The organism is Caballeronia zhejiangensis, from assembly GCF_000698575.1.
In the GTDB taxonomy this organism is placed as follows: Bacteria; Pseudomonadota; Gammaproteobacteria; order Burkholderiales; family Burkholderiaceae; genus Caballeronia; species Caballeronia zhejiangensis.
Map to the genome: position 1 here is coordinate 285,541 of NZ_JFHD01000004.1, position 18,772 is coordinate 304,312.

At 63.7% G+C, this 18,772-nt stretch carries 18 protein-coding genes; 13 read left to right on the forward strand and 5 right to left on the reverse strand.

The window, feature by feature from the left end; genetic code table 11:
• Window positions 1-12: 12 nt before the first annotated feature.
• On the forward strand, window positions 13-591 hold the full coding sequence (locus BG60_RS09165) for a hypothetical protein (protein WP_144403557.1): 579 nt from the start codon (window positions 13-15) through the stop codon (window positions 589-591).
• A 33-nt stretch (window positions 592-624) separates the two neighbouring features.
• The gene (locus BG60_RS09170) at window positions 625-1,164 is read left to right on the forward strand and encodes a hypothetical protein (RefSeq protein ID WP_008345376.1); all 540 of its coding nucleotides are present in this window, start codon (window positions 625-627) and stop codon (window positions 1,162-1,164) included.
• A gap of 6 nt (window positions 1,165-1,170) precedes the next feature.
• On the opposite strand, the gene BG60_RS09175 is transcribed toward BG60_RS09170, so the two are convergent.
• The 5 genes from BG60_RS09175 to BG60_RS09195 all read right to left on the reverse strand — a co-directional run bounded on the left by BG60_RS09175 (window position 1,171) and on the right by BG60_RS09195 (window position 6,759).
• Complete coding sequence (locus tag BG60_RS09175) at window positions 1,171-2,058, reverse strand: ABC transporter permease subunit (protein WP_200889158.1); 888 nt, start codon at window positions 2,056-2,058, stop codon at window positions 1,171-1,173.
• A 10-nt stretch (window positions 2,059-2,068) separates the two neighbouring features.
• Window positions 2,069-2,884, reverse strand: coding sequence for a taurine ABC transporter ATP-binding protein (locus BG60_RS09180; protein ID WP_008345374.1), 816 nt, complete (start codon window positions 2,882-2,884; stop codon window positions 2,069-2,071).
• A 49-nt stretch (window positions 2,885-2,933) separates the two neighbouring features.
• Entirely contained in the window at window positions 2,934-4,010 is a 1,077-nt protein-coding gene (gene tauA / locus BG60_RS09185) for a taurine ABC transporter substrate-binding protein (RefSeq protein WP_008345373.1), read from the reverse strand.
• 210 nt (window positions 4,011-4,220) lie between these two features.
• Window positions 4,221-5,468 (reverse strand): ABC transporter substrate-binding protein, encoded by a 1,248-nt coding sequence (locus tag BG60_RS09190; protein WP_008345372.1) that lies wholly within the window; start codon window positions 5,466-5,468, stop codon window positions 4,221-4,223.
• A gap of 40 nt (window positions 5,469-5,508) precedes the next feature.
• Window positions 5,509-6,759: a DUF1479 domain-containing protein gene (locus tag BG60_RS09195; protein WP_008345371.1), complete on the reverse strand. Its 1,251-nt coding sequence runs from the start codon at window positions 6,757-6,759 to the stop codon at window positions 5,509-5,511.
• Window positions 6,760-6,852: 93 nt separating this feature from the next.
• Here BG60_RS09195 and BG60_RS09200 point away from each other — a divergent pair, with 93 nt between their 5' ends.
• The 11 genes from BG60_RS09200 (at window position 6,853) to BG60_RS09250 (ending at window position 18,764) form a co-directional block, all read left to right on the forward strand.
• Window positions 6,853-7,794, forward strand: a complete 942-nt coding sequence (locus BG60_RS09200) for a helix-turn-helix domain-containing protein (protein ID WP_008345370.1) — start codon at window positions 6,853-6,855, stop codon at window positions 7,792-7,794.
• Window positions 7,795-8,145: 351 nt separating this feature from the next.
• Window positions 8,146-8,820: a PIG-L deacetylase family protein gene (locus BG60_RS09205; RefSeq protein WP_008345369.1), complete on the forward strand. Its 675-nt coding sequence runs from the start codon at window positions 8,146-8,148 to the stop codon at window positions 8,818-8,820.
• A complete protein-coding gene (locus BG60_RS09210; RefSeq protein WP_008345368.1) occupies window positions 8,813-9,760 on the forward strand; it encodes a glycosyltransferase family 2 protein in 948 nt (315 codons plus the stop codon). The genes BG60_RS09205 and BG60_RS09210 overlap by 8 nt, the downstream gene beginning before the upstream one ends.
• Window positions 9,761-9,944: 184 nt before the next feature.
• Window positions 9,945-11,216: a glycosyltransferase family 4 protein gene (locus BG60_RS09215; RefSeq protein WP_008345367.1), complete on the forward strand. Its 1,272-nt coding sequence runs from the start codon at window positions 9,945-9,947 to the stop codon at window positions 11,214-11,216.
• Entirely contained in the window at window positions 11,213-11,791 is a 579-nt protein-coding gene (locus BG60_RS09220) for a D-glycero-alpha-D-manno-heptose-1,7-bisphosphate 7-phosphatase (RefSeq protein ID WP_008345366.1), read from the forward strand. Before BG60_RS09215 ends, BG60_RS09220 begins: the two co-directional genes overlap by 4 nt.
• Window positions 11,788-12,948 (forward strand): glycosyltransferase family 9 protein, encoded by a 1,161-nt coding sequence (locus tag BG60_RS09225; RefSeq protein ID WP_008345365.1) that lies wholly within the window; start codon window positions 11,788-11,790, stop codon window positions 12,946-12,948. The genes BG60_RS09220 and BG60_RS09225 overlap by 4 nt, the downstream gene beginning before the upstream one ends.
• A 3-nt stretch (window positions 12,949-12,951) precedes the next feature.
• Window positions 12,952-14,697, forward strand: a complete 1,746-nt coding sequence (locus BG60_RS09230) for a carbamoyltransferase family protein (protein ID WP_034471137.1) — start codon at window positions 12,952-12,954, stop codon at window positions 14,695-14,697.
• A gap of 32 nt (window positions 14,698-14,729) precedes the next feature.
• Entirely contained in the window at window positions 14,730-15,746 is a 1,017-nt protein-coding gene (locus BG60_RS09235) for a glycosyltransferase family 2 protein (RefSeq protein WP_051078954.1), read from the forward strand.
• Window positions 15,743-16,798, forward strand: a complete 1,056-nt coding sequence (locus tag BG60_RS09240) for a glycosyltransferase family 9 protein (protein WP_008345362.1) — start codon at window positions 15,743-15,745, stop codon at window positions 16,796-16,798. Before BG60_RS09235 ends, BG60_RS09240 begins: the two co-directional genes overlap by 4 nt.
• On the forward strand, window positions 16,785-17,744 hold the full coding sequence (locus BG60_RS09245; RefSeq protein WP_008345361.1) for a glycosyltransferase family 4 protein: 960 nt from the start codon (window positions 16,785-16,787) through the stop codon (window positions 17,742-17,744). Before BG60_RS09240 ends, BG60_RS09245 begins: the two co-directional genes overlap by 14 nt.
• 27 nt (window positions 17,745-17,771) lie before the next feature.
• The gene (locus BG60_RS09250; RefSeq protein WP_033535669.1) at window positions 17,772-18,764 is read left to right on the forward strand and encodes a UDP-glucuronic acid decarboxylase family protein; all 993 of its coding nucleotides are present in this window, start codon (window positions 17,772-17,774) and stop codon (window positions 18,762-18,764) included.
• The last annotated feature ends 8 nt before the right edge of the window (window positions 18,765-18,772 follow it).

The following is an 18,772-nucleotide window of genomic DNA, read 5'->3' on the forward strand; positions in this document are numbered from 1 at the left end:
CGGAGACGCTTCATGTGTCGAATGCTTGTTTTGCTGCTCGTCCTGTGCGCGAGCGTGAGCGCCGCCGATGAACGCGATAAACGCGATAAACGCGACGATCGCGCGCATTCCGGCGAGAACACATTGCGCCAGCCGATGGTGTACGACGCACAGGGAAAGCGCGTCGGCCCGCTGGAGGTTTATTCGGGCGTCAACGGCGTGTATCTCGCGATAGACGGCGAGCCCGTCTTCGTGGCGGTGAATCACAAGCGCGTCGGTCCGTTGCAGTATTCGGCCTCGCAATACGAATGGGTCGGCTATACGTTCGTGCCGTACCCATCGCGCGATTGCACCGGAAGCGTCGCCGTCGCGGATGCCGGCAGCCCCGCTCCGGCGATGCCGCTCAGAGAAGGCGCCGACGTGACCGTCTATATCGCGGGCAAGCAAATGTCCGGCAACGTGCAAGTGTGGTCGTTCAGGCAGACAGATCCGTCTACCGGGGCGACGACCTGCCTGACGAGTCTGTCTGACCAAGGCGCCAACTACTGGGCCATCGAGCGCACGTATCCGCTGACGCAGCATTATCCCGAGCCGTTGCGCGTGGCTTATTGACGGAAGACGCGCACGGACCGCACGGAGACCGACATGAGGCACTGGCTGATCGGAGCGCTGATCGCGCTATACGCAACAACATCGCCCGCCGATGACTTCGCGCATCAGGCAAGGCATCGCCCTGTCAGGGTGTTCGATGCGAACGGTCACGTCATCGGCGATCTCACGATCTTCGCCGCGCAAAACGGCGTCGCGCTGACGGCCGGAGACGCAACCGCCGTGATTCCCATTGCACGCGTACAGGACGCGACCTTTCACTTTTCCGCGACCGACTTCAACTGGCTCGCGACGAAGGTCGTCGATTTCGCATCGCCCGATTGCAGCGGCGATCCGATCCTCGACTCGCTCAACGGACCGCGCGCCGCGCTCGCCGTCAGACGCGGCAACGACGTCACCGTGTACTTCGCGGCCGAAGGCGTCACGCAGTCGTTCCAGGCGAATTCGGCGCTCGATCCGAACGCGGCGAACGGATGCCGTCCGTTCACGGCATCCATCACGCTTTCGGGCTTCAAGGTCGGCGCGACGCTCGCGATCAGCCGCACGCATCCCGAGCCGCTCAGGATCGGCTATTGAAAGGCATCACACGCGGCCTTTCCACGGCACCATCGCTTTTTCCAGATACCGCATCAGCAGATCGAAGCAAAGCGCGAAGAAGCCGATCACGATGATGCCCATGATGACGACATCGCTCGCAAGAAACTCGGCCGCGTTGAGCACCATGAAGCCGAGACCGCGCGTCGAAGCGACCATCTCCGCCGCGACGAGCGTCGTCCAGCCGACGCCGATGCCGATACGCATGCCCGTGAAAATCTCCGGCAGCGCGGACTTGAGGATCACATGCGTGACGACCTGCGTGCGCGACGCGCCCATCGAATACGCGGCGTGGATCTGCTCGATCGACACCGAGCGCACGCCCGCGCGCGCGGCGATCGCGAGCGGCGCGAAGATCGCGAGATAGATCAGGAAGATCTTGGAGAACTCGCCGATGCCGAACCAGATGATGATGAGCGGCAAATACGCGAGCGGCGGCAGCGGCCGGTAAAACTCGATCGGCGGATCGAACACGCCGCGCGCGTGCCGCGAGACGCCCATCATCACGCCGACCGGAATCGCCGTCGCACACGCGAGCGCGAATGCGCCGAACACGCGCAGCAAGCTCGCGACGACGTGTTCCGCGAGCGTCGAGTTCGCGAAGCCATCGCTCGCCACCGCGATGAACTTCGCATAGACCGCTTGCGGCGACGGCAGAAAGAGCGGCTTGACCCAGTGCATGCCGGTGATCAGAAACCAGCCGGCCACGAGCACGGCGACGGTCGCGATGCTCATCGCGAAGCTGCTGCCGTAGCCTGGCACGCCGAACGTGTCGCCCGGCTTCACCGGCTTCTTCTTCGATTGCCGCGCGGGCCGGCCCGGCGGACGCCGCGATGCGCCGATGCCGCTGTCGATCGCGGGACCCGGCACCGTCATCGATGCGCGCTTAACCATGATGAATCTCCTCCGCATGATGAGCGGCGCGCTCGTCGCCGTAGATGATGCCGAGCACCCGCTCGCGCATCTCGATGAAATCGGGGCTGGACTTGATCGCGCGCGCATCGCGTGTGGCGAGGAAGCGGCGGTTGAAATCGAGATCGTAGCTATGCGTGATGCGGCCCGGACGCGGCGACATCACGATCAGCCTGCTCGCCAGAAAAAGCGCCTCCTCGACGCTATGCGTGATGAAGAACAACATCTTCTGCGTGCGCTGCCAGACATCGAGCAGCAGCTCCTGGATGGTCTCGCGCGTGAGGGCATCGAGCGCGGCCATCGGCTCGTCCATCAGCAGCATCGCCGGATCGCAGGTCAGCGCGCGCGCAATGCCGACGCGCTGCTGCATGCCGCCCGACAGCTGATAAATCATGTGCCGATGAAAATCCTGAAGGCCGACGAGCGCGAGATTGCGCTTCGCGATGTCCTCGCGCTGCGCCTTCGGCACGCCTTGCAGCTTCAGGCCGAAGGTCGCGTTGTCGAGCACGTTGAGCCACGGCAAGAGCGCGTGCTTCTGGAACACGACGCCGCGATCGGCGCCCGGCCCTTCTACCGGCCTGCCGTTGAGCAGCATCTCACCCGATGACGGCGCGATGAAACCCGCCATCAGCGATAAAAGCGTCGTCTTGCCGCAACCCGACGCACCCAGCGCGACGACGAATTCGCCATCGCCGATAGTGAGATCGATGCCGTCGAGCGCTTGCACGCGCTCGCCCGGGCGTCGGCCCGGAAACACCACGCTCACGTTCTTCACCTGCATGCAACCCATATGTCCTCCGGACTCGGATGTGCCAAGGGCAAGCGGCGCGCGGCCGGGCTTATTTCAGTTTTTCCGCGGCTTCGACGTATTCCGCCGTCACGAACTTCGAATAGTCCGGCAGCACGGCGTCGACGCGCTTCTGCTGCTTCAGGAAGTCCGCCGTGTCCTTGAGCGCGAAGGCCGCGCGGCTCGATGCGCCGCCGCCGAGCCACTGCTTCGTCGCCTGCTCCTGCGCCGACGGATAGCCATACAGCGAAAGCGAGCCCGGCACGTCGGCCGGCGCGCCGCCGATCGTCTTCGCGATGGCCGCGGCCTGCTGCGACTGCGCGGTCCATTTGGCCGGATCGTTGCGGTATTGCGCATCGAGATCGGAGATGGCCTTGACGAACTTCGCCATGAAGTCCTTGTGCGCTTCGCCCCACGCACGATCGACCGCGATGCCGTCGAACGTCGGCTTGCCGAGCTTGGACAGATCGCCCGACGTAATCAGCACCTTGCCGCTCTTCTTGAGTTGCGAGAGCGCCGGATCCCACACGTAGGCAGCGTCGATATCGCCGCGCTCCCACGCCGCCGCGATCTGATTCGGCTGCATGTTGAGAATCTTCACCGACGACGGATCGATGCCCCAGTGCTGCAGCGCGAACATCGTGTGATAGTGCGTCGTCGAGACGAACGGGACGCCGATGGTCTTGCCCTTCAGATCCGCCGGCTTGGCGATGCCCGAGCCGTTGCGCACGACCATCGCCTCGGCTTCGTTGATGTTGTCGAGAATCCAGAAGAGCTGCGCGTCCACGCCCTGGCTGACGGCGGCGGCGAGCGGGCTGGAGCCGATCACGCCGATCTTGATGTCGCCCGAGGCCATCGCGGTCGCCACCTTCGCGCCGGATTCGAACTGCCGCCAGTTGATCTTGTAGCCGGTCGCCTTGGCGATGGAGCCATCGGCGATGCCGACGACCCAGGGATCGACGATCTGCTGATACGCGATCGTCACTTCCTTGTCTTCGGCGTTCGCGGCCTGCGCGCCGCCCCACGCGCACACGGCGACGGCGAGTGTCGCCAGCGCGCGCGCCGGCGAGAACTTTCTAAGCAACTTGCCCGGCAGGCGTTTCAAGCCACAGACGCGGATCGTGTTCATGACGGTTCCTGGAGAAGTGGAAAATCGGGCTCGCCGGCGCGGCATTCCCCGTTTCGGTGCGGTCCGTCGCGCAAGCGGCGAACCGATGACCGAGTATCCACAGCGAAAAATCCAGGAAGTTAGTGCCAGACGGGAACAATCGTTGAGTCCACATTCCGTCGGGCGGCGGGAAGGCTTCTTATGAAGGCGTCGGCGCTACGGATGCGCCTTTTATTTGATCTTCGCGGCGGCGGCGAGCTTGCGCACGCCTTCCTTCGCATCCTCGTTCGAGTTCATGAAATTCGTCACGACGTCGGTGATCGCGCCCGCCGTCACCGGCGATTGAAGTTCGCCGAAAGCCAGCGAAGGCAGGAAGCCGCCCGACTTGATCGTCGCCTGCTCGTCCGCGCGAGACTTCTTCGCGCAGCTGTCGAACTTGTCCATCGGCACATCGAGGCGAACGGGAATCGAACCCTTGTTGAGGCTGAACTGTTCCTGGAATTCGGGCGACATGATCGTCTTCGCCATCGCGATCTGTCCCGGCGTCGCATCCTTCTTCCCGTTCTGCTGGAAGAACACGAAGGCATCCGCCGTGTACGTGTAGGCGTTCGACGTGCCCGGAGCGGGCGCGCAGACGAAGTCGACGTCCGCCTTCTTGCTCGCGTTCGCGAATTCGCCCTTGGCCCAGTCGCCCATGAACTGCATGCCGCCCGAGCCCGAGATCACCATCGCGGTGGCGAGATTCCAGTCGCGGCCGTGATAGGCCTTGTCGAAGTAAGTGCGTATCTTCTGCACCGTCTCGAAGACCTGAATCATTTGCGGCGACGTGAGCGTCTTCTGATCGAGATCGATGAGCGCCTTGCGATAAAAGTCCGTGCCTTGCGACAGCACGACCGTCTCCCAGATGGTCATGTCCTGCCACGGCTGACCGCCATGCGCGACAGGCGTGATGCCCGCCGCGCGAAATTTGTCGGCAAGCGCGAAGAACTCCGGCCACGTCGTGGGCGGCTTGCCACCGACCTTGTCGAGATCCCCCTTGTTGATCCACAGCCAGTTGATCCGATGCACCGAGAACGGCGCGGCGACGTAATGTCCGCCCGACTTCATCGCGTTGTCGATCTGCGCGGGCGTGTGCGCTTTCCAGTCGGCCGAGGCCTGATCGATCGTGACGACCACGCCCTGATCGGCCCAGTCCTGAATCAGCGGTCCTTTGATCTGCGCGGCGGAGGGCGCGTTGCCCGAGATCACCTGTGTCTTCAGCGCGGTCATGGCCGCCGTGCCCGATCCGCCCGCGACGGCGAAGTCCTTCCATTCGTATCCTTGCTTGCTCATGTCGTCCTTGAGCACGCGGATCGCTTTCGATTCGCCACCGGAAGTCCACCAGTGCAGGACCGAGATCTGTTCGGCGGCCGATACCGCGTGCGTGCCGGCGATGAACATCGCGACGGCTGCCGCAACCGACATCGTTGATCGTTTCATTGCTTGTCTCCGGGTTTTATTTATTTATGAAGCGACGCGTTCACGCGCGCTGTTCGAATCCGAGTTGCGACTTGCCGAGCGGCGTCAGGTCGTCGGGCGTCGCGCGGCCTTCGAAATCGACTTCGAAATGATCGCCTGGAAAATCGGGCGGGCTTTCGCCCTTCAGGAAGCTCGGCAATTGACGCTTCAGATACGCGTCGTTTTTGGCGCATCCGGGCGCGGAAGCGATGTACATGACGTTGCTGTAGCCGGCGCCCTTGTGTTCGTCTTCGACCGCGTGAATGACGTCGCTATGCCAGAACACGGTGTCGCCCGCATCCATCTTCGGGATCGACGACAGCGCCTCGAACAGCGGCGCGTGATACTCCGGCCTGATCGACAGCGCGCGTCCGGGCATCGCGCCGCACAGGTCGTCGTCGGCGACGTCGTCCTGGAGCGCGCGCAGCAGGATGTACACCATCGCGTTGGCGATGGGCACGAGCTGCAGCGTGCCGTCGCCCGGACCTTGCGGCGTCAATGCGGTCCAGCCCTGGAACGTGCGGAACATCGAGCACACGGCCGGCGATGCGATCTCTTCGACATCGGGACGGAAAGCGGCGTCGAACGCATCGTAATCGCGCCAGTTGCCCGCGAAGACGTGGCGATACACCTTGCGGAAATTGCCTTCGATCCAGCGCTCGACCGAGCCGCCATCGCAATGCGCCGACAAGCCGAGCGACGCGGAACCGGGCGGCCGCCGGCGCAGACGGTCGGCATAAACCGGCACATGTTCCGGGTCGAAGTGAACGCGTCCTTCGCTCTCGTTGCGCCAGAGCTTGTTGAGAAACACGCGCGCCGCGGTCAGCGACTCCGACTGGCGCGCCAGCACTTGAGGCTTCGACCAGTACACGCCGTAGATTTGCGGCTTGCTCGACGCGAGCTGACCGAAGTACTTGTCTTCGGCGCGGTTTTCGAGGCGCTTGTCGAGGCGATTTCGTTCGACGTAATGCGCGATGTCTTCATCCCATTGCTGTACCTGTGCGCGTGGAAAGACATTGCGGATCACGCACGCGCCGCTCGACTTGACGAGCGCGATCTGCTCGCCGCTCACGCGCCCTTCGGTGATGTCGGCGAACTGAATTTCCGGAATGACGTCTTCGCCGCGATCGCGCCGCGCGGCGATCCGCTTCGCTTCCTCGCCGATCGTCTGCTCGACTTGCGCGAACACTTCGCGGTAGTTCGGCAGCGCGGCGCGCAGTTCCTTTTTTGCTTGCCGGATCGCGCCCGGCAAGTCATCGATTTTCAGCGCCATGATCGTCTCCACATGAATTTCCGTGGACACAGCATATGATGCGTCCGTCTGCGGCGGTGATACGATTCAGGCAATTCATTTGCGTTTTCGGCCATGAAACCAGCCTACGAGCATGTCGAATTCGGCGCGGACTGTTCGGTGCGGGTTTACCATCGGCGGCTCGCGCGTATTCCATTCGAATGGCATCACCATCCGGAATACGAGCTGACGCTGACGATGAACAGTCACGGCAAGCGCTATATCGGCGATTCGGTGAACGACTATCAGGCCGAGGATCTCGTCCTCGTGCCGCCTGATTTGCCGCATACGTGGTCGTCGAACCGGTCGATCGACTCGTCGTTGCCGCAAGTCGCGATCGTCATCTGGTTCGACGGCGACTGGGCGCGGCGCATGGCGGACTGCTGCCGCGAATACGAGCCGCTTCGCAAGCTCCTGCGCCGTGCGGCGTGCGGGCTGGCGTTCGAGCCTCCCGCCGGCGAACGGATGCGCAGCCGTCTCGAACAGTTGCTCTCGACCGCGCCGCGCGAACGCCTGAGCGCCGCGCTCGATGTCCTGTGCACGCTCGCCGATGCGCCGGGCCATCCGCTCGCGTCGCCGAGCGCTTTCAATCAGACGAACGCGGGGCCGTCCGGTCACGAGCCCGAGCGCATCAATCGCGTTCTTTCGATGATCGATGCGCGCTTTGCCGAACCGCTCCGGCTATCGGAGCTATGCGAAGCGGCGAGCCTTTCGGAGCGCACCTTGACGCGCTATTTCGTGCAGCACATCGGCGAGAGCGTCGGGCGATACATCGCTCGGGTTCGAATCGGCCATGCGTGCCGGATGCTGGGCGACACGTCCCTGCCGATATCGGTCATCGCCGCGCGCTCGGGATTTGCGAACGTCGCCAACTTCAATCGGCAATTCAAGGCCGCGAAGCAAACGACGCCGGCGGAGTACCGGCGTCAGTTCATCGATGCAGGCGCGCTCGTCAAGGACACGGCGAACAGCCTGACCGAACGGCCGCCTTCGCTTCAGCAGAAGCGGCGGCGTTGAAGTTATCGCGATGCGCTGAGCGTATGCCCTGCATCGCGCGACAATCTCAGATAGCCCACGATCGTCCGGCTCGCCTTCTTGTGCGCCGGCGTGCTCACGCTTTTGTTAAGCGTCGGTCGCGGCCGATGCGCCTGGGTCGGAGCGGACCCCGGCGGTGCCTTCATGCGAACGGGCTGAAGTCGTCTCCGCGTTGCGATTAGCTTGGGTTCCTAATCAATCGACACGCGCCGACCGCGCACGATCAGACGATTACCTGCAGACCGGCGCGTCGAGGCACGCTCATTGCGCAGTGGCTTCGGATCGATTCATCGAAAGCAACCGGCCATGCCTCTCTCCGCTCAAAGAACCCTGGTGATTTCCCCGCATCTCGACGATGCCGTCTTCAGTTGCGGCGCCCTGCTCGCCGCGTCGCCGGGCGCATCCGTCTGCACGATATTCGCGGGTGCGCCGGACACGGCGCTCGCCACCGACTGGGACGCGCAGTGCGGCTTCGCGGACGCACATCAGGCGATGCGCGAGCGCCGTGTCGAAGACAAAGCCGCGCTGCACGTCCTGGGCGCTCGTGCCGTGCATCTCGGCTTTCTCGACTCCCAATACACGCAAGGCGGCACGAGCGCGACCACCGCCAAGATCGCCTCGGCCATTCGCGACGTGATGCGCGAGAAGGATTGCGCCACGCTCCTCATCCCGCTCGGCCTCTTTCATTCCGACCACGCGCTGGTTCATACGGCCGCGCGCGAGGCGTGCCTTTCGGACGCGACGGCATGCATTGCGTACGAAGACTGTCTATATCGGCGCATGGATGGCCTCGTGCAGCAACGGCTCGTCGAGCTCATCGGAAGCGGCATCGAAGCGACGCCGCTGCTCGATCCGATCGATGCCGCCACGCTCTCGCGCTGCATCGAAGCGAAGCAACGCGCGGTGCAATGTTATGCGAGTCAGCTCAAAGCCTTCGGGCCCCACGGCTATGACGACGTGCTCGCGCCCGAACGCTTCTGGACTCTGCGAGCCGTCGACCATGGCTGAACCGGCAACACTTTCCGAGCCCGATCGCGCGCGGCTCACCGTCGTCGTGCTGACGTACAACAGAGCCGATCAGGTGCTCGACACGCTCGCAAGACTTGCCGCGCTGCCGGACCGCATCCGCATCGTAGCGGTCGATAATGCGTCCACCGACGGCACGGCCGAGCGCATTGCGGCGCAGTTTCCATCGGTCGAACTCGTCGTGGCGCCGGACAATCTCGGCGCGGCCGGACGCAATCTCGGCGTCGCTCGCGTCGCGACGGAGTACGTCGCATTCTGCGATGACGACACCTGGTGGAGCGCCGGATCGCTGTCGCGCGCCGTCGCGATCCTCGATGCGGCGCCGCGCGTCGCGGTGCTCAACGCGCGCGTCGTCGTCGGTGCCGACGGCGCGGCGGACGAGACCTGCCAACGAATGCGCGAAAGCCCGCTGCCGCATCGTGGCTTGCCCGGTCCCGCGCTCGTCGGCTTCATGGCGGGCGCGTGCGTGTTCCGCACCGACGTCTTCCGGCAAGTCGGCGGCTACGAGCCCAGGCTTTTCATCGGCGGAGAAGAAACGCTCGTCTCGCTGGATGTCCTGTCCGCCGGCTACGAGATGGTCTATATGGATGACCTCGTCCTTCATCACCATCCCTCACCGCTGCGCGACAGCGCACAACGGCGCAGGCTCCTCGCGCGCAACGCCGCGTGGGTCGCATGGATGCGCCTGCCATTCGACCAAGCCCTTCACGCCACCGGAAAAGCCTTCCTCGTGGCATGGCGCGAGCGCACGTTGATGCGCGATTTACCGATCCTCGCAAGCGGCATCGCATGGGCGATGACCAGGCGCCGCGTGATCCCCTCGCGCGTCCAGGACATGCGCCGCGTCGTGCGCGAAGACGATTTGCGCCGCGCCAGGCAGACGAAATCGTCGGCGTCTTTCGGTTCTACACGCCCCACGTAAAAACGCGTGCGTCGCGCGACGAACCAAACGAAATTTGGTTCGTCCCGCATCGAACCGCAAATCGTTTCGCAGTTCTCGCCAGTTCGACAACGAGTGGCACAGGGAATGCTGAACGCTGGTGACTGATCCACGCGATGGCGCGCCGCGCACACGCACATTGGGATCGCAAGATAAGGGGACTTCCGTGAAAATCGCATTGATCAGTGAGCACGCATCGCCCTTGGCGATCGCGGGTGGCGTAGACAGCGGCGGGCAAAACATCTATGTGGCGAATGTCGCGCGTCAGCTCGTTCGCATCGGTCACGACGTCGATGTGTTCACTCGTTGCGACCGTTCGTTATTGCCGCTCGTCTCGCGCTTCGAAAACATCCGCGTGATAAATGTACCGGCCGGTCCGCCCGTGCAGTTACCGAAGGAACAGCTTCTGCCGCATATGGATGCGTTCGCCGGCTTCATGATCGACTTCATGAAGAAGGAAGCGCAACCGTATGACATCGTGCACGCGAACTTCTTCATGTCGGGCCTCGTGGGTCTGCGCATCAAGGACGCGCTCGGCGTGCCGCTCGTCACGACGTTTCATGCGCTGGGGCGCGTGCGACGCCTGCATCAAGGCGAATCGGACGGCTTTCCCGATGCGCGCTTCGATATCGAAGACGAGCTCGTCAGGCGCTCCGATTCGGTCATCGCCGAATGTCCCCAGGACGAGAACGATCTGATTCATCTGTACGACGCCGATCCCGCGCGCATCGACCTCGTGCCGTGCGGCTTCGATCGCGCGGAGTTCCATCCGCTAGACAAGGCGGCAGCGAGAGAACGTCTCGGCTGGCCGCAAGACCGGTTCATCGTGCTGCAACTCGGGCGCATGGTGCCGCGCAAGGGCGTCGACAATGTCGTGCGCGCGCTCGGCATGCTACACGGTGAGCATGGCGAAAGTGCCGAGCTTTATGTGGCGGGCGGCAATTCCGACGAAGCGAACGAGAACGCGACGCCGGAGATCGGCAGGCTGCGCGGGGTCGCGCGCGAATGCGGCATCGAAGAGCATGTTCACTTCGTGGGCCGTCATGGACGAGGTGAACTGAAGCACTTCTATAACGCAGCCGATGTCTTCGTGACGACGCCGTGGTACGAGCCGTTCGGCATCACGCCGCTGGAGGCGATGGCTTGCGGGCGGCCCGTCATCGGTGCTGCTGTCGGCGGCATTCGCTACTCGGTGGCGCACGGAGAAACCGGCTTGCTCGTGCCGCCGAAGAATCCGGCCGCGCTCGCGGATGCGCTCGTCGCGCTCAAGCGAGATGCCGCGCTCGCCACGCGAATGGGCGAAGCGGGCCTCGCCCGCGCGAACGCAATGTTCACATGGTCGAGCGTCGCGCAGGCGCTCGCACAGGTCTACGCGCGACTTGCGGGCGAGGAAGGACAAGCCGCCGCGCGCGTTGCCATGGGCGGAGCCGCACGATGACGCAACCACTGCGGCCTGCGATCTTCATCGACAAGGACGGCACCTTGCTCGACGATGTGCCCTGGAACGTCGATCCGCTGAAGATGCGCCTCGCGCCGGGCGCGCTCGACGCGTTGCGCCTGTTTTCGTGGCTCGAACTGCCGATCTTCGTAATCAGCAATCAGAGCGGCGTCGCGCTCGGCAAGTTCGACTTGCAGGCACTCGATCGCGTCGAAGCGCGTTTGCGTGAACTCGCAGCCGAAGCGGGCGCGTCGTTCGCCGGCATTTACTGGTGCCCGCATCATCCGCGGGGCGTCGTGCCTGAATTCACGCGCGCGTGTGAATGCCGCAAGCCCGCGCCCGGCCTGCTGTTGCGTGCGGCGCGCGAGCATGGCATCGATCTTTCGCAGAGCTGGTTCATCGGCGACATTCTCGATGACGTCGAAGCCGGTCATCGCGCGGGCTGCCGCAGTGCGCTGATCGATAACGGCAACGAAACCGAATGGCTCAAAGGCGTTGGACGCGAGCCGGATATCGTCGCGAAGGACCTGTACGAGGCGGCGATTGCAGTCGTCAATGCGGAGTGTCCCGCATGAAGCCCATGCTTGCACCCGTCGTCGAAGCGCATGCGCGCAAGAGCGCCGCGAGCCAGGCGCGCGAATGGGGCGCGGATGTCAAGCGCATTCTCTGCATCCGTCTCGACAATCTCGGCGACGTGCTGATGACGACGCCCGCGCTGCACGCGTTACGCGCCGCGCAGCCGGGCAGGCATCTGACCTTGCTCGCATCGCGAGCGGGCAAGGCGACGGCGCCTTTCATCGATGCAATCGACGATGTGATCGAATACGACGCGCCGTGGGTCAGGCAGGATGCGCCCATCGACGCCCTCGCCGATCTCGCCATGCGTGCGCGCCTTGCATCGGCGCATTTCGATGCAGCGGTGATCTTCAGCGTCTACAGCCAGAATCCGCTGCCCGCGGCCATGTTGTGTCATCTCGCCGGCATTCCGCTGCGGCTCGCGCATTGCCGCGAGAATCCGTATGGTTTGCTCACCGACTGGGTTCAGGAGACTGAACCGCAGCACGGCACACGGCATGAAGTGGAGCGGCAACTCGCTCTCGTCGCAAGAGTCGGTGCGAAAGCCGACGATACGCGCATGCGCTTCTCCGTGCGCCCCGCCGATATCGACTCGCTGACGCAAAAGCTCATCGCCCGCGATGTCGATATGGACGCACCGTTCATCGTCGTGCATCCGGGTGCGAGCGCGGAATCGCGCCGCTATCCCGTCGAACGCTTTGCCGAAACGATCGAACGTCTCGGCGCTCAATTGGAATGGCCGATTCTCGTGACGGGCTCGCGAAGCGAAAGTCACTTGTGCCGCGCCGCCTGCGGCACGAGTCCCTACGCGCACGATCTGTCCGGCGCGCTCGAACTCGGGGAACTCGCCGCGCTCATCCAGCGCGCTCGCGTTCTCATCTCGAACAACAGCGGACCGGTGCATCTCGCATCCGCGCTGGGCGCGCCCGTCGTGGATCTCTACGCACTCACGAATCCGCAGCACATGCCGTGGCAAACGTCGCATCGCGTGCTGTATCACGATGTCTCGTGCCGCTGGTGCTATCGCAGCGTGTGTCCCGAAGGCCATCACGCGTGCCTTGTCGGCGTCGAGGTAGACGAGGTTGTCTCCGCCGCGCTCGAGCTCATCGAAGAAGAACATGCATCGCCCGTCCATCCGATAACACAGGCAAGCTAAGCTATGTACACACTTGGAATCAACGCGGTTTATCACGACAGCGCCGCGGCGCTGGTCAAGGACGGCGTCGTCATCGCGGCGGCCGAGGACGAGCGCTTCACGCACGTCAAGCATGCGAAACGGCCGGTGCCGTTTTCCACATGGCAGCTTCCGTTCGATGCAATCGACTATTGCCTGAAGGAAGCGGGCATCGAACTCGCGGATGTGGATCACATCGCGTATTCGTACGATCCGCATCTGTTTTCCGGCATGCCGAAGGACGCAAACGCGAACATATCCCTGCCGATGATGCCCTCGGCGCAAGCGATGACGAACCCGTCCGAATCGCCCTGGGATCCGCTGTTCCTGAGCTATATCGTCAATGCGAAGGGTCAGTTGATCGACGGCGCGCCGCATCATCTGAAGCGGCGTTTCCTAAGCGGCGGACGCGCCCCGCGCTTCGCGTGGCATAACGTCGATCATCATCTCTGTCACGAAGCGAGCGCGTTTCTCGCCGCACCTTTCGACGACACCGCCGTACTTACGATGGACGGTCGCGCCGAAGGCGTCACGACGAGTCTCGGGCAATTCGTGAATGGCGAATACACGCGCATCAAGCAAGTGGAACTGCCGCACTCGCTCGGCCTGCTCTATGAAACGGTGACGGGCTATCTCGGCTTCCTGCACTCGTCCGACGAGTACAAGGTGATGGCGCTCGCGTCGTTCGGCAAGCCCGCGTATGTCGATCAGTTTCGCGAGATCGTGAAGTATCGCCGCGACGGCAGCTATACCGTCGATGCGCCGCGTCTCGTCGAGCGCTTCGGTCCCGCGCGCGAACGCGGCGGCCCGCTCACGCAGCATCATTTCGATATCGCGCATTCATTGCAGGTCGTTCTGGAAGAGACCGCGCTCGAACTCGCGAAGTGGCTGCACGAACGTACGGGTCTGAAGAATCTCGCGATGGCGGGCGGCGTCGCGCTCAACTGCGTGATGAACGCGCGCCTGCGCGATCGCGGACCGTTCGATGAAATCTGGGTTCAGCCCGCCGCCGGCGATGCGGGCACGGCGCTCGGCGCTGCCTTGTGGACCGACTATCAGCAACGCGCGAAGACCGGCGATCGCGGTCGAAAATGGCGCATGGATCACGCATATCTCGGACCGTCGTTCGATGACGACGAGATCGAAACCTTCCTCAAGTGGACGCGCGCGCCGTATCGCAAGCTCACGAATATCGCCGAAGAAACCGCGGACATTCTCGCGCAAAACCGCGTCATCGGCTGGTATCAGGGACGCACCGAGTTCGGCCCGCGTGCGCTCGGCGCGCGTTCGATTCTGGCATCGCCCATCGATGCGTCCATGCAGGCGCGCCTCAACGAGATCAAGGATCGCGAGGACTTTCGTCCGGTTGCGCCCGTCGTGATGGAAGAGCACGCAGCCGACTGGTTCGTCGATGCACGCGTCGCGCCGTTCATGCTCTTCGTGTTCGACGTGCGCGACGACATGAAGACGCGCATTCCCGCGGTCACGCATATCGACGGCACCGCGCGCGTGCAGACCGTCAATCGCGCGCAGCATCCGCTTTACTACGATCTGCTCGCGGCGTTCAAGGCGCGCACGGGCGTGCCGGTTCTCGTCAATACATCGTTCAATACGCGCGGCGAGCCGATGGTGAATACGCCGCGCGACGCACTCGAATCGTTCTGGACGTCGCCGCTCGATGCGCTCGTGATCGGCTCGTTCCTTGTCGAAAAGCCGGGCGCGCACGCATGAGCACCTACGCCGAACTCTTCGATCACGGCGCGATGAGCGCGGCCGATGCACCCGCGATACCGCGCGGCGATTTCATCCCGGACGTGACCGTGGTCGTGCCGACGTATCGCCGCCCCGCGATGCTCGAACGCTGCGTGCTGGCGCTCGCGGCGCAGACCTACGATCCGGCGCGCTACGAGATCATCGTATGCGACGACGGCCCCGACGAAGCGACGAAGGCATGCGTGCAGCGCCTGTCGCAATCGCGTGCGCGGCGCGGCCCGTTGATCCGCTACGTTCCCGTCACCGCCACGCAGGGTCCGGCGGGCGCGCGCAACGCGGGCTGGCGCGCATCCCTCGCGCGGCGCATCGCCTTCACCGACGACGACACCATTCCCGATCCGAACTGGATCGCCAATGGCATGCGTGCGCTCGATGCGGGCGCGGATGCCGTGTCGGGCCGCATCGTCGTGCCGCTGGGACCACGCCCGACCGATTACGAACGCGACGCCGCCGGACTCGCCAGCGCCGAATTCGCGACGGCGAACACCTTCGTCACGCGCGCCGCACTCGAACGTACGGGCGGCTTCGATGCGCGCTTTACGGCGGCGTGGCGCGAGGACTCGGATCTGCAATTCGCGCTGATGAAGGCGGGACTCGTCATCGCGCGTGCGGAAGACGCAACCGTGCTGCATCCGGTGCGCCCTGCGCGCTGGGGCGTGAGCATATCGCAGCAGAAGAAGAGCCAGTTCGATGCACTGCTCTACAAAAAGTATCCCGCGATGTTTCGCACGCGCATCCGCCGCAATCCGCCGCTTTTGTACTACGCGATGCTCGCGGCGCTCGTCGTTGCGATCGGATCGTTCGCAGCACACGCGCCGCGCACCGGGTCGCTCGCATTGCTTGCCTGGGCCGCGATGACCATATGGTTCAGTATGCAACGATTGAAGACGACTGCGCGCACGCCGTCGCACGTCGCGGAAATGCTGTGGACGTCGGCGATCATTCCGTATCTGTCGATCTACTGGCGCATACGCGGCGCGTTCAAGTTCAGGGTCTTCTTTCTATGAACGTCGAGCGCATCGTCATCTTTCGCGCATTGCAGCTCGGCGACATGTTGTGCGCCGTGCCTGCGTTGCGTGCATTGCGCCGCGCCTATCCGCAAGCACATATCGCGCTTATCGGTCTGCCTTGGGCGGCAAGTTTCGTCGAACGATACGCGCATCTCGTCGATGAACTCATCGTGTTTCCCGGCGCTATCGGTTTTCCCGAGCAGCAGGAAACGGATGCACATCTGCCTCGTTTTCATCAAGCGATGCGCGCACGTCGCTTCGATCTCGCGATTCAACTGCATGGAAGCGGCGGCGTGGCGAACGATATCGTCGAAGGCATCGGCGCGCGTCTGAACGCGGGCTTTCTGAAGCCGGACGAAGCCATGCGTAGAGGCGTCTTCATGCCATGGCCCGACGATCTGCCCGAATCCGCGCGATACACCGCGCTCATGCAGCGGCTCGGCATCGACGCAAACGATCTCGATCTCGAAATTCCGCTGACCGATGCCGACAATCGCGAATGCGATGCGCTGATCGAAGCGTGCGCGCTCGATAGCGAGCGGCTCGTGCTCGTGCATCCGGGCGCGCAGCTGCCTTCCCGTCGATGGCCCGTCGAGCGCTTCGCCGACGTGGCGCGCGCGTTGTCGCGGCGCGGCTGGCAAGTCGCCGTCACAGGCAGCGCGGGTGAAGCCCCGTTGACGGCGCGCGTTGCGCAAGGTGCCGGCATCGATCTCGCCGGCCGCACGTCGCTCGGCTCGCTCGCGGCGCTCGTCGCGAAGGCGCGGCTCATCGTATGCAACGACACGGGGCTTTCGCATGTCGCCGCAGCGATGCGCACGCCGAGTGTCGTCGTCGCGTCGGGCAGCGATACACGTCGCTGGGCGCCGCTCGATCACGCGCGTCATCGCGTGCTCGCGGACTGGCCCTCGTGCCGTCCGTGCGCGTTTCGCGAGTGCCCTTACGGTCATGAATGCGCGATGAACATAAGCGTGCAATCCGTGATCGACACGGCATTCGCCCAGCTTGAATCGACCGTCCGAGAGGAGACGCTTCTTCATGCCCACGACTAGTTCCCGGCGTCTGCGCGTGCTTACCTGGCATATTCACGGCAATTATCTTTACTATCTGAGCCAGGCGCCGCACGACTTCTATCTCGTCACGCGCCCCGGTTATCCGCCGGGCTATGCGGGCACGGCGGGTGCGTTGCCCTTCGGCCCGAACGTGCATGAAATTCCGGCGAGCGAAGTGCAGTCGCAATCCTTCGATGTCGTGCTCTTTCAGCACAAGCGTCAATGGGACGACGACCGCATCAATCTGCTGAGCGACGCGCAACGCCGGCTGCCGCGCGTCTACATCGAGCACGATCCGCCGCAGGAAAACCCCTTCGAACAGAAGCACTGGGTGCAGGAACGCGACACGCTGCTCGTGCACGTCACGCACTTCAACAAGCTGATGTGGGACAGCGGCGAAACGCCGACGCGCGTCATCGAACACGGCGTGATCGTGCCCGAAGGCGTGCGCTATAGCGGCGAACTCGAACGCGGCATCGCGGTGATCAATCATCTGCGCCAGCGCGGCAGGCGGCTCGGCAACGATGTCTATGCACAAGCGGCCGCGCGCGTGCCACTCGATCTCGTCGGCATGGATGCGCAGTCGGCGGGCGGCATCGGCGAGATCGGCAATCTGGAGCTTGCGGCGTTCAGCGCGCGCTATCGCTTCTTCTTCAATCCGATTCGCTGGACGAGCCTCGGGCTCGCCATCGTCGAAGCGATGACGATCGGCATGCCGATCATCGGTCTCGCGACGACCGAACTCGCCACCGTGATCCGCAACGGCGAAAGCGGCTACGTGCATACCGACACGCAGGCGCTCATCGACGCGATGCAGCACCTGCTGCGCGATCCCGCCGAAGCGCGGCGTCTCGGCGAAGGCGCGCGGCGCACCGCGCTCGAACGATTCAATATCGCGCGCTTCGCCCGCGACTGGGACGAAACGCTGCGCTTCGTATGCAGTTAGCACACACATCGAAAGGATGAAGGCGACATGAGAGAAGCCTATAGAAAGCGAATTCTGGTGACGGGCGGCGCGGGCTTTCTCGGCTCGCATCTGTGCGAGCGGCTGCTCGCGCTCGGGCACGATGTGCTGTGTGTCGATAACTTCTACACCGGCACGAAGGACAACATCGCGCATCTGCTCGACAGCCCGAATTTCGAACTGATGCGGCACGATGTGACATTTCCGCTTTACGTCGAAGTGGACGAGATTTACAACCTCGCCTGCCCCGCTTCGCCGATTCATTACCAGCACGATCCGGTGCAGACGACGAAGACCAGCGTGCACGGCGCGATCAACATGCTCGGGCTTGCGAAGCGCGTGCATGCGCGCATCTTCCAGGCATCGACGAGCGAAGTGTATGGCGACGCGCATGTGCATCCGCAACAGGAAGCGTACTGGGGCAACGTGAATCCGATCGGTCCGCGCTCGTGTTACGACGAAGGCAAGCGCTGCGCCGAAACGCTCTTCATGGATTATCGGCGGCAGCACGGACTGTCGATCAAGATCGCGCGCATCTTCAACACGTACGGGCCGCGCATGCATCCGTCGGACGGACGCGTGATCTCCAACTTCATGATGCAGGCGCTCTCGGGCGAGCCGATCACCGTGTACGGCGAAGGCTCGCAGACGCGCTCCTTCTGCTATGTCGACGATATGGTCGACGCATTCATCCGCCTGATGGACACGCCCGATGAACTCACCGGACCCGTCAATCTCGGCAATCCGCACGAGCTTTCGATGCTCGAGATCGCGCGGCGCATCATCGAATTGACGGGATCGTCATCGGAGATCGTGTTCAAGCCTTTGCCGATGGACGATCCGTGGCATCGTCAGCCGGATATCGCGCTCGCACGCGATGCCCTCGGCTGGACACCGACGACGCCGCTCGACGAAGGCCTGCGTCGCACGGCGCAGCATTTCCGTGGCGTCATCGAGGCGATGCAGGGGCGTCACGCGCTCAATATCGCCACGTCAGGTTGATGCTTCCG

Bases quoted from the DNA above. Each gene is read 5' to 3' on its own strand.
- BG60_RS09180 (WP_008345374.1), bottom strand. From the start codon at position 2,884: ATGGGTTGCATGCAGGTGAAGAACGTGAGCGTGGTGTTTCCGGGCCGA.
- BG60_RS09220 (WP_008345366.1), top strand. From the start codon at position 11,213: ATGACGCAACCACTGCGGCCTGCGATCTTCATCGACAAGGACGGCACC.
- BG60_RS09245 (WP_008345361.1), top strand. From the start codon at position 16,785: ATGCCCACGACTAGTTCCCGGCGTCTGCGCGTGCTTACCTGGCATATT.
- BG60_RS09210 (WP_008345368.1), top strand. From the start codon at position 8,813: ATGGCTGAACCGGCAACACTTTCCGAGCCCGATCGCGCGCGGCTCACC.
- tauA (WP_008345373.1), bottom strand. From the start codon at position 4,010: ATGAACACGATCCGCGTCTGTGGCTTGAAACGCCTGCCGGGCAAGTTG.
- BG60_RS09170 (WP_008345376.1), top strand. From the start codon at position 625: ATGAGGCACTGGCTGATCGGAGCGCTGATCGCGCTATACGCAACAACA.
- BG60_RS09250 (WP_033535669.1), top strand. From the start codon at position 17,772: ATGAGAGAAGCCTATAGAAAGCGAATTCTGGTGACGGGCGGCGCGGGC.
- BG60_RS09225 (WP_008345365.1), top strand. From the start codon at position 11,788: ATGAAGCCCATGCTTGCACCCGTCGTCGAAGCGCATGCGCGCAAGAGC.
- BG60_RS09200 (WP_008345370.1), top strand. From the start codon at position 6,853: ATGAAACCAGCCTACGAGCATGTCGAATTCGGCGCGGACTGTTCGGTG.
- BG60_RS09195 (WP_008345371.1), bottom strand. From the start codon at position 6,759: ATGGCGCTGAAAATCGATGACTTGCCGGGCGCGATCCGGCAAGCAAAA.
- BG60_RS09165 (WP_144403557.1), top strand. From the start codon at position 13: ATGTGTCGAATGCTTGTTTTGCTGCTCGTCCTGTGCGCGAGCGTGAGC.
- BG60_RS09230 (WP_034471137.1), top strand. From the start codon at position 12,952: ATGTACACACTTGGAATCAACGCGGTTTATCACGACAGCGCCGCGGCG.
- BG60_RS09175 (WP_200889158.1), bottom strand. From the start codon at position 2,058: ATGACGGTGCCGGGTCCCGCGATCGACAGCGGCATCGGCGCATCGCGG.
- BG60_RS09235 (WP_051078954.1), top strand. From the start codon at position 14,730: ATGAGCGCGGCCGATGCACCCGCGATACCGCGCGGCGATTTCATCCCG.
- BG60_RS09240 (WP_008345362.1), top strand. From the start codon at position 15,743: ATGAACGTCGAGCGCATCGTCATCTTTCGCGCATTGCAGCTCGGCGAC.
- BG60_RS09190 (WP_008345372.1), bottom strand. From the start codon at position 5,468: ATGAAACGATCAACGATGTCGGTTGCGGCAGCCGTCGCGATGTTCATC.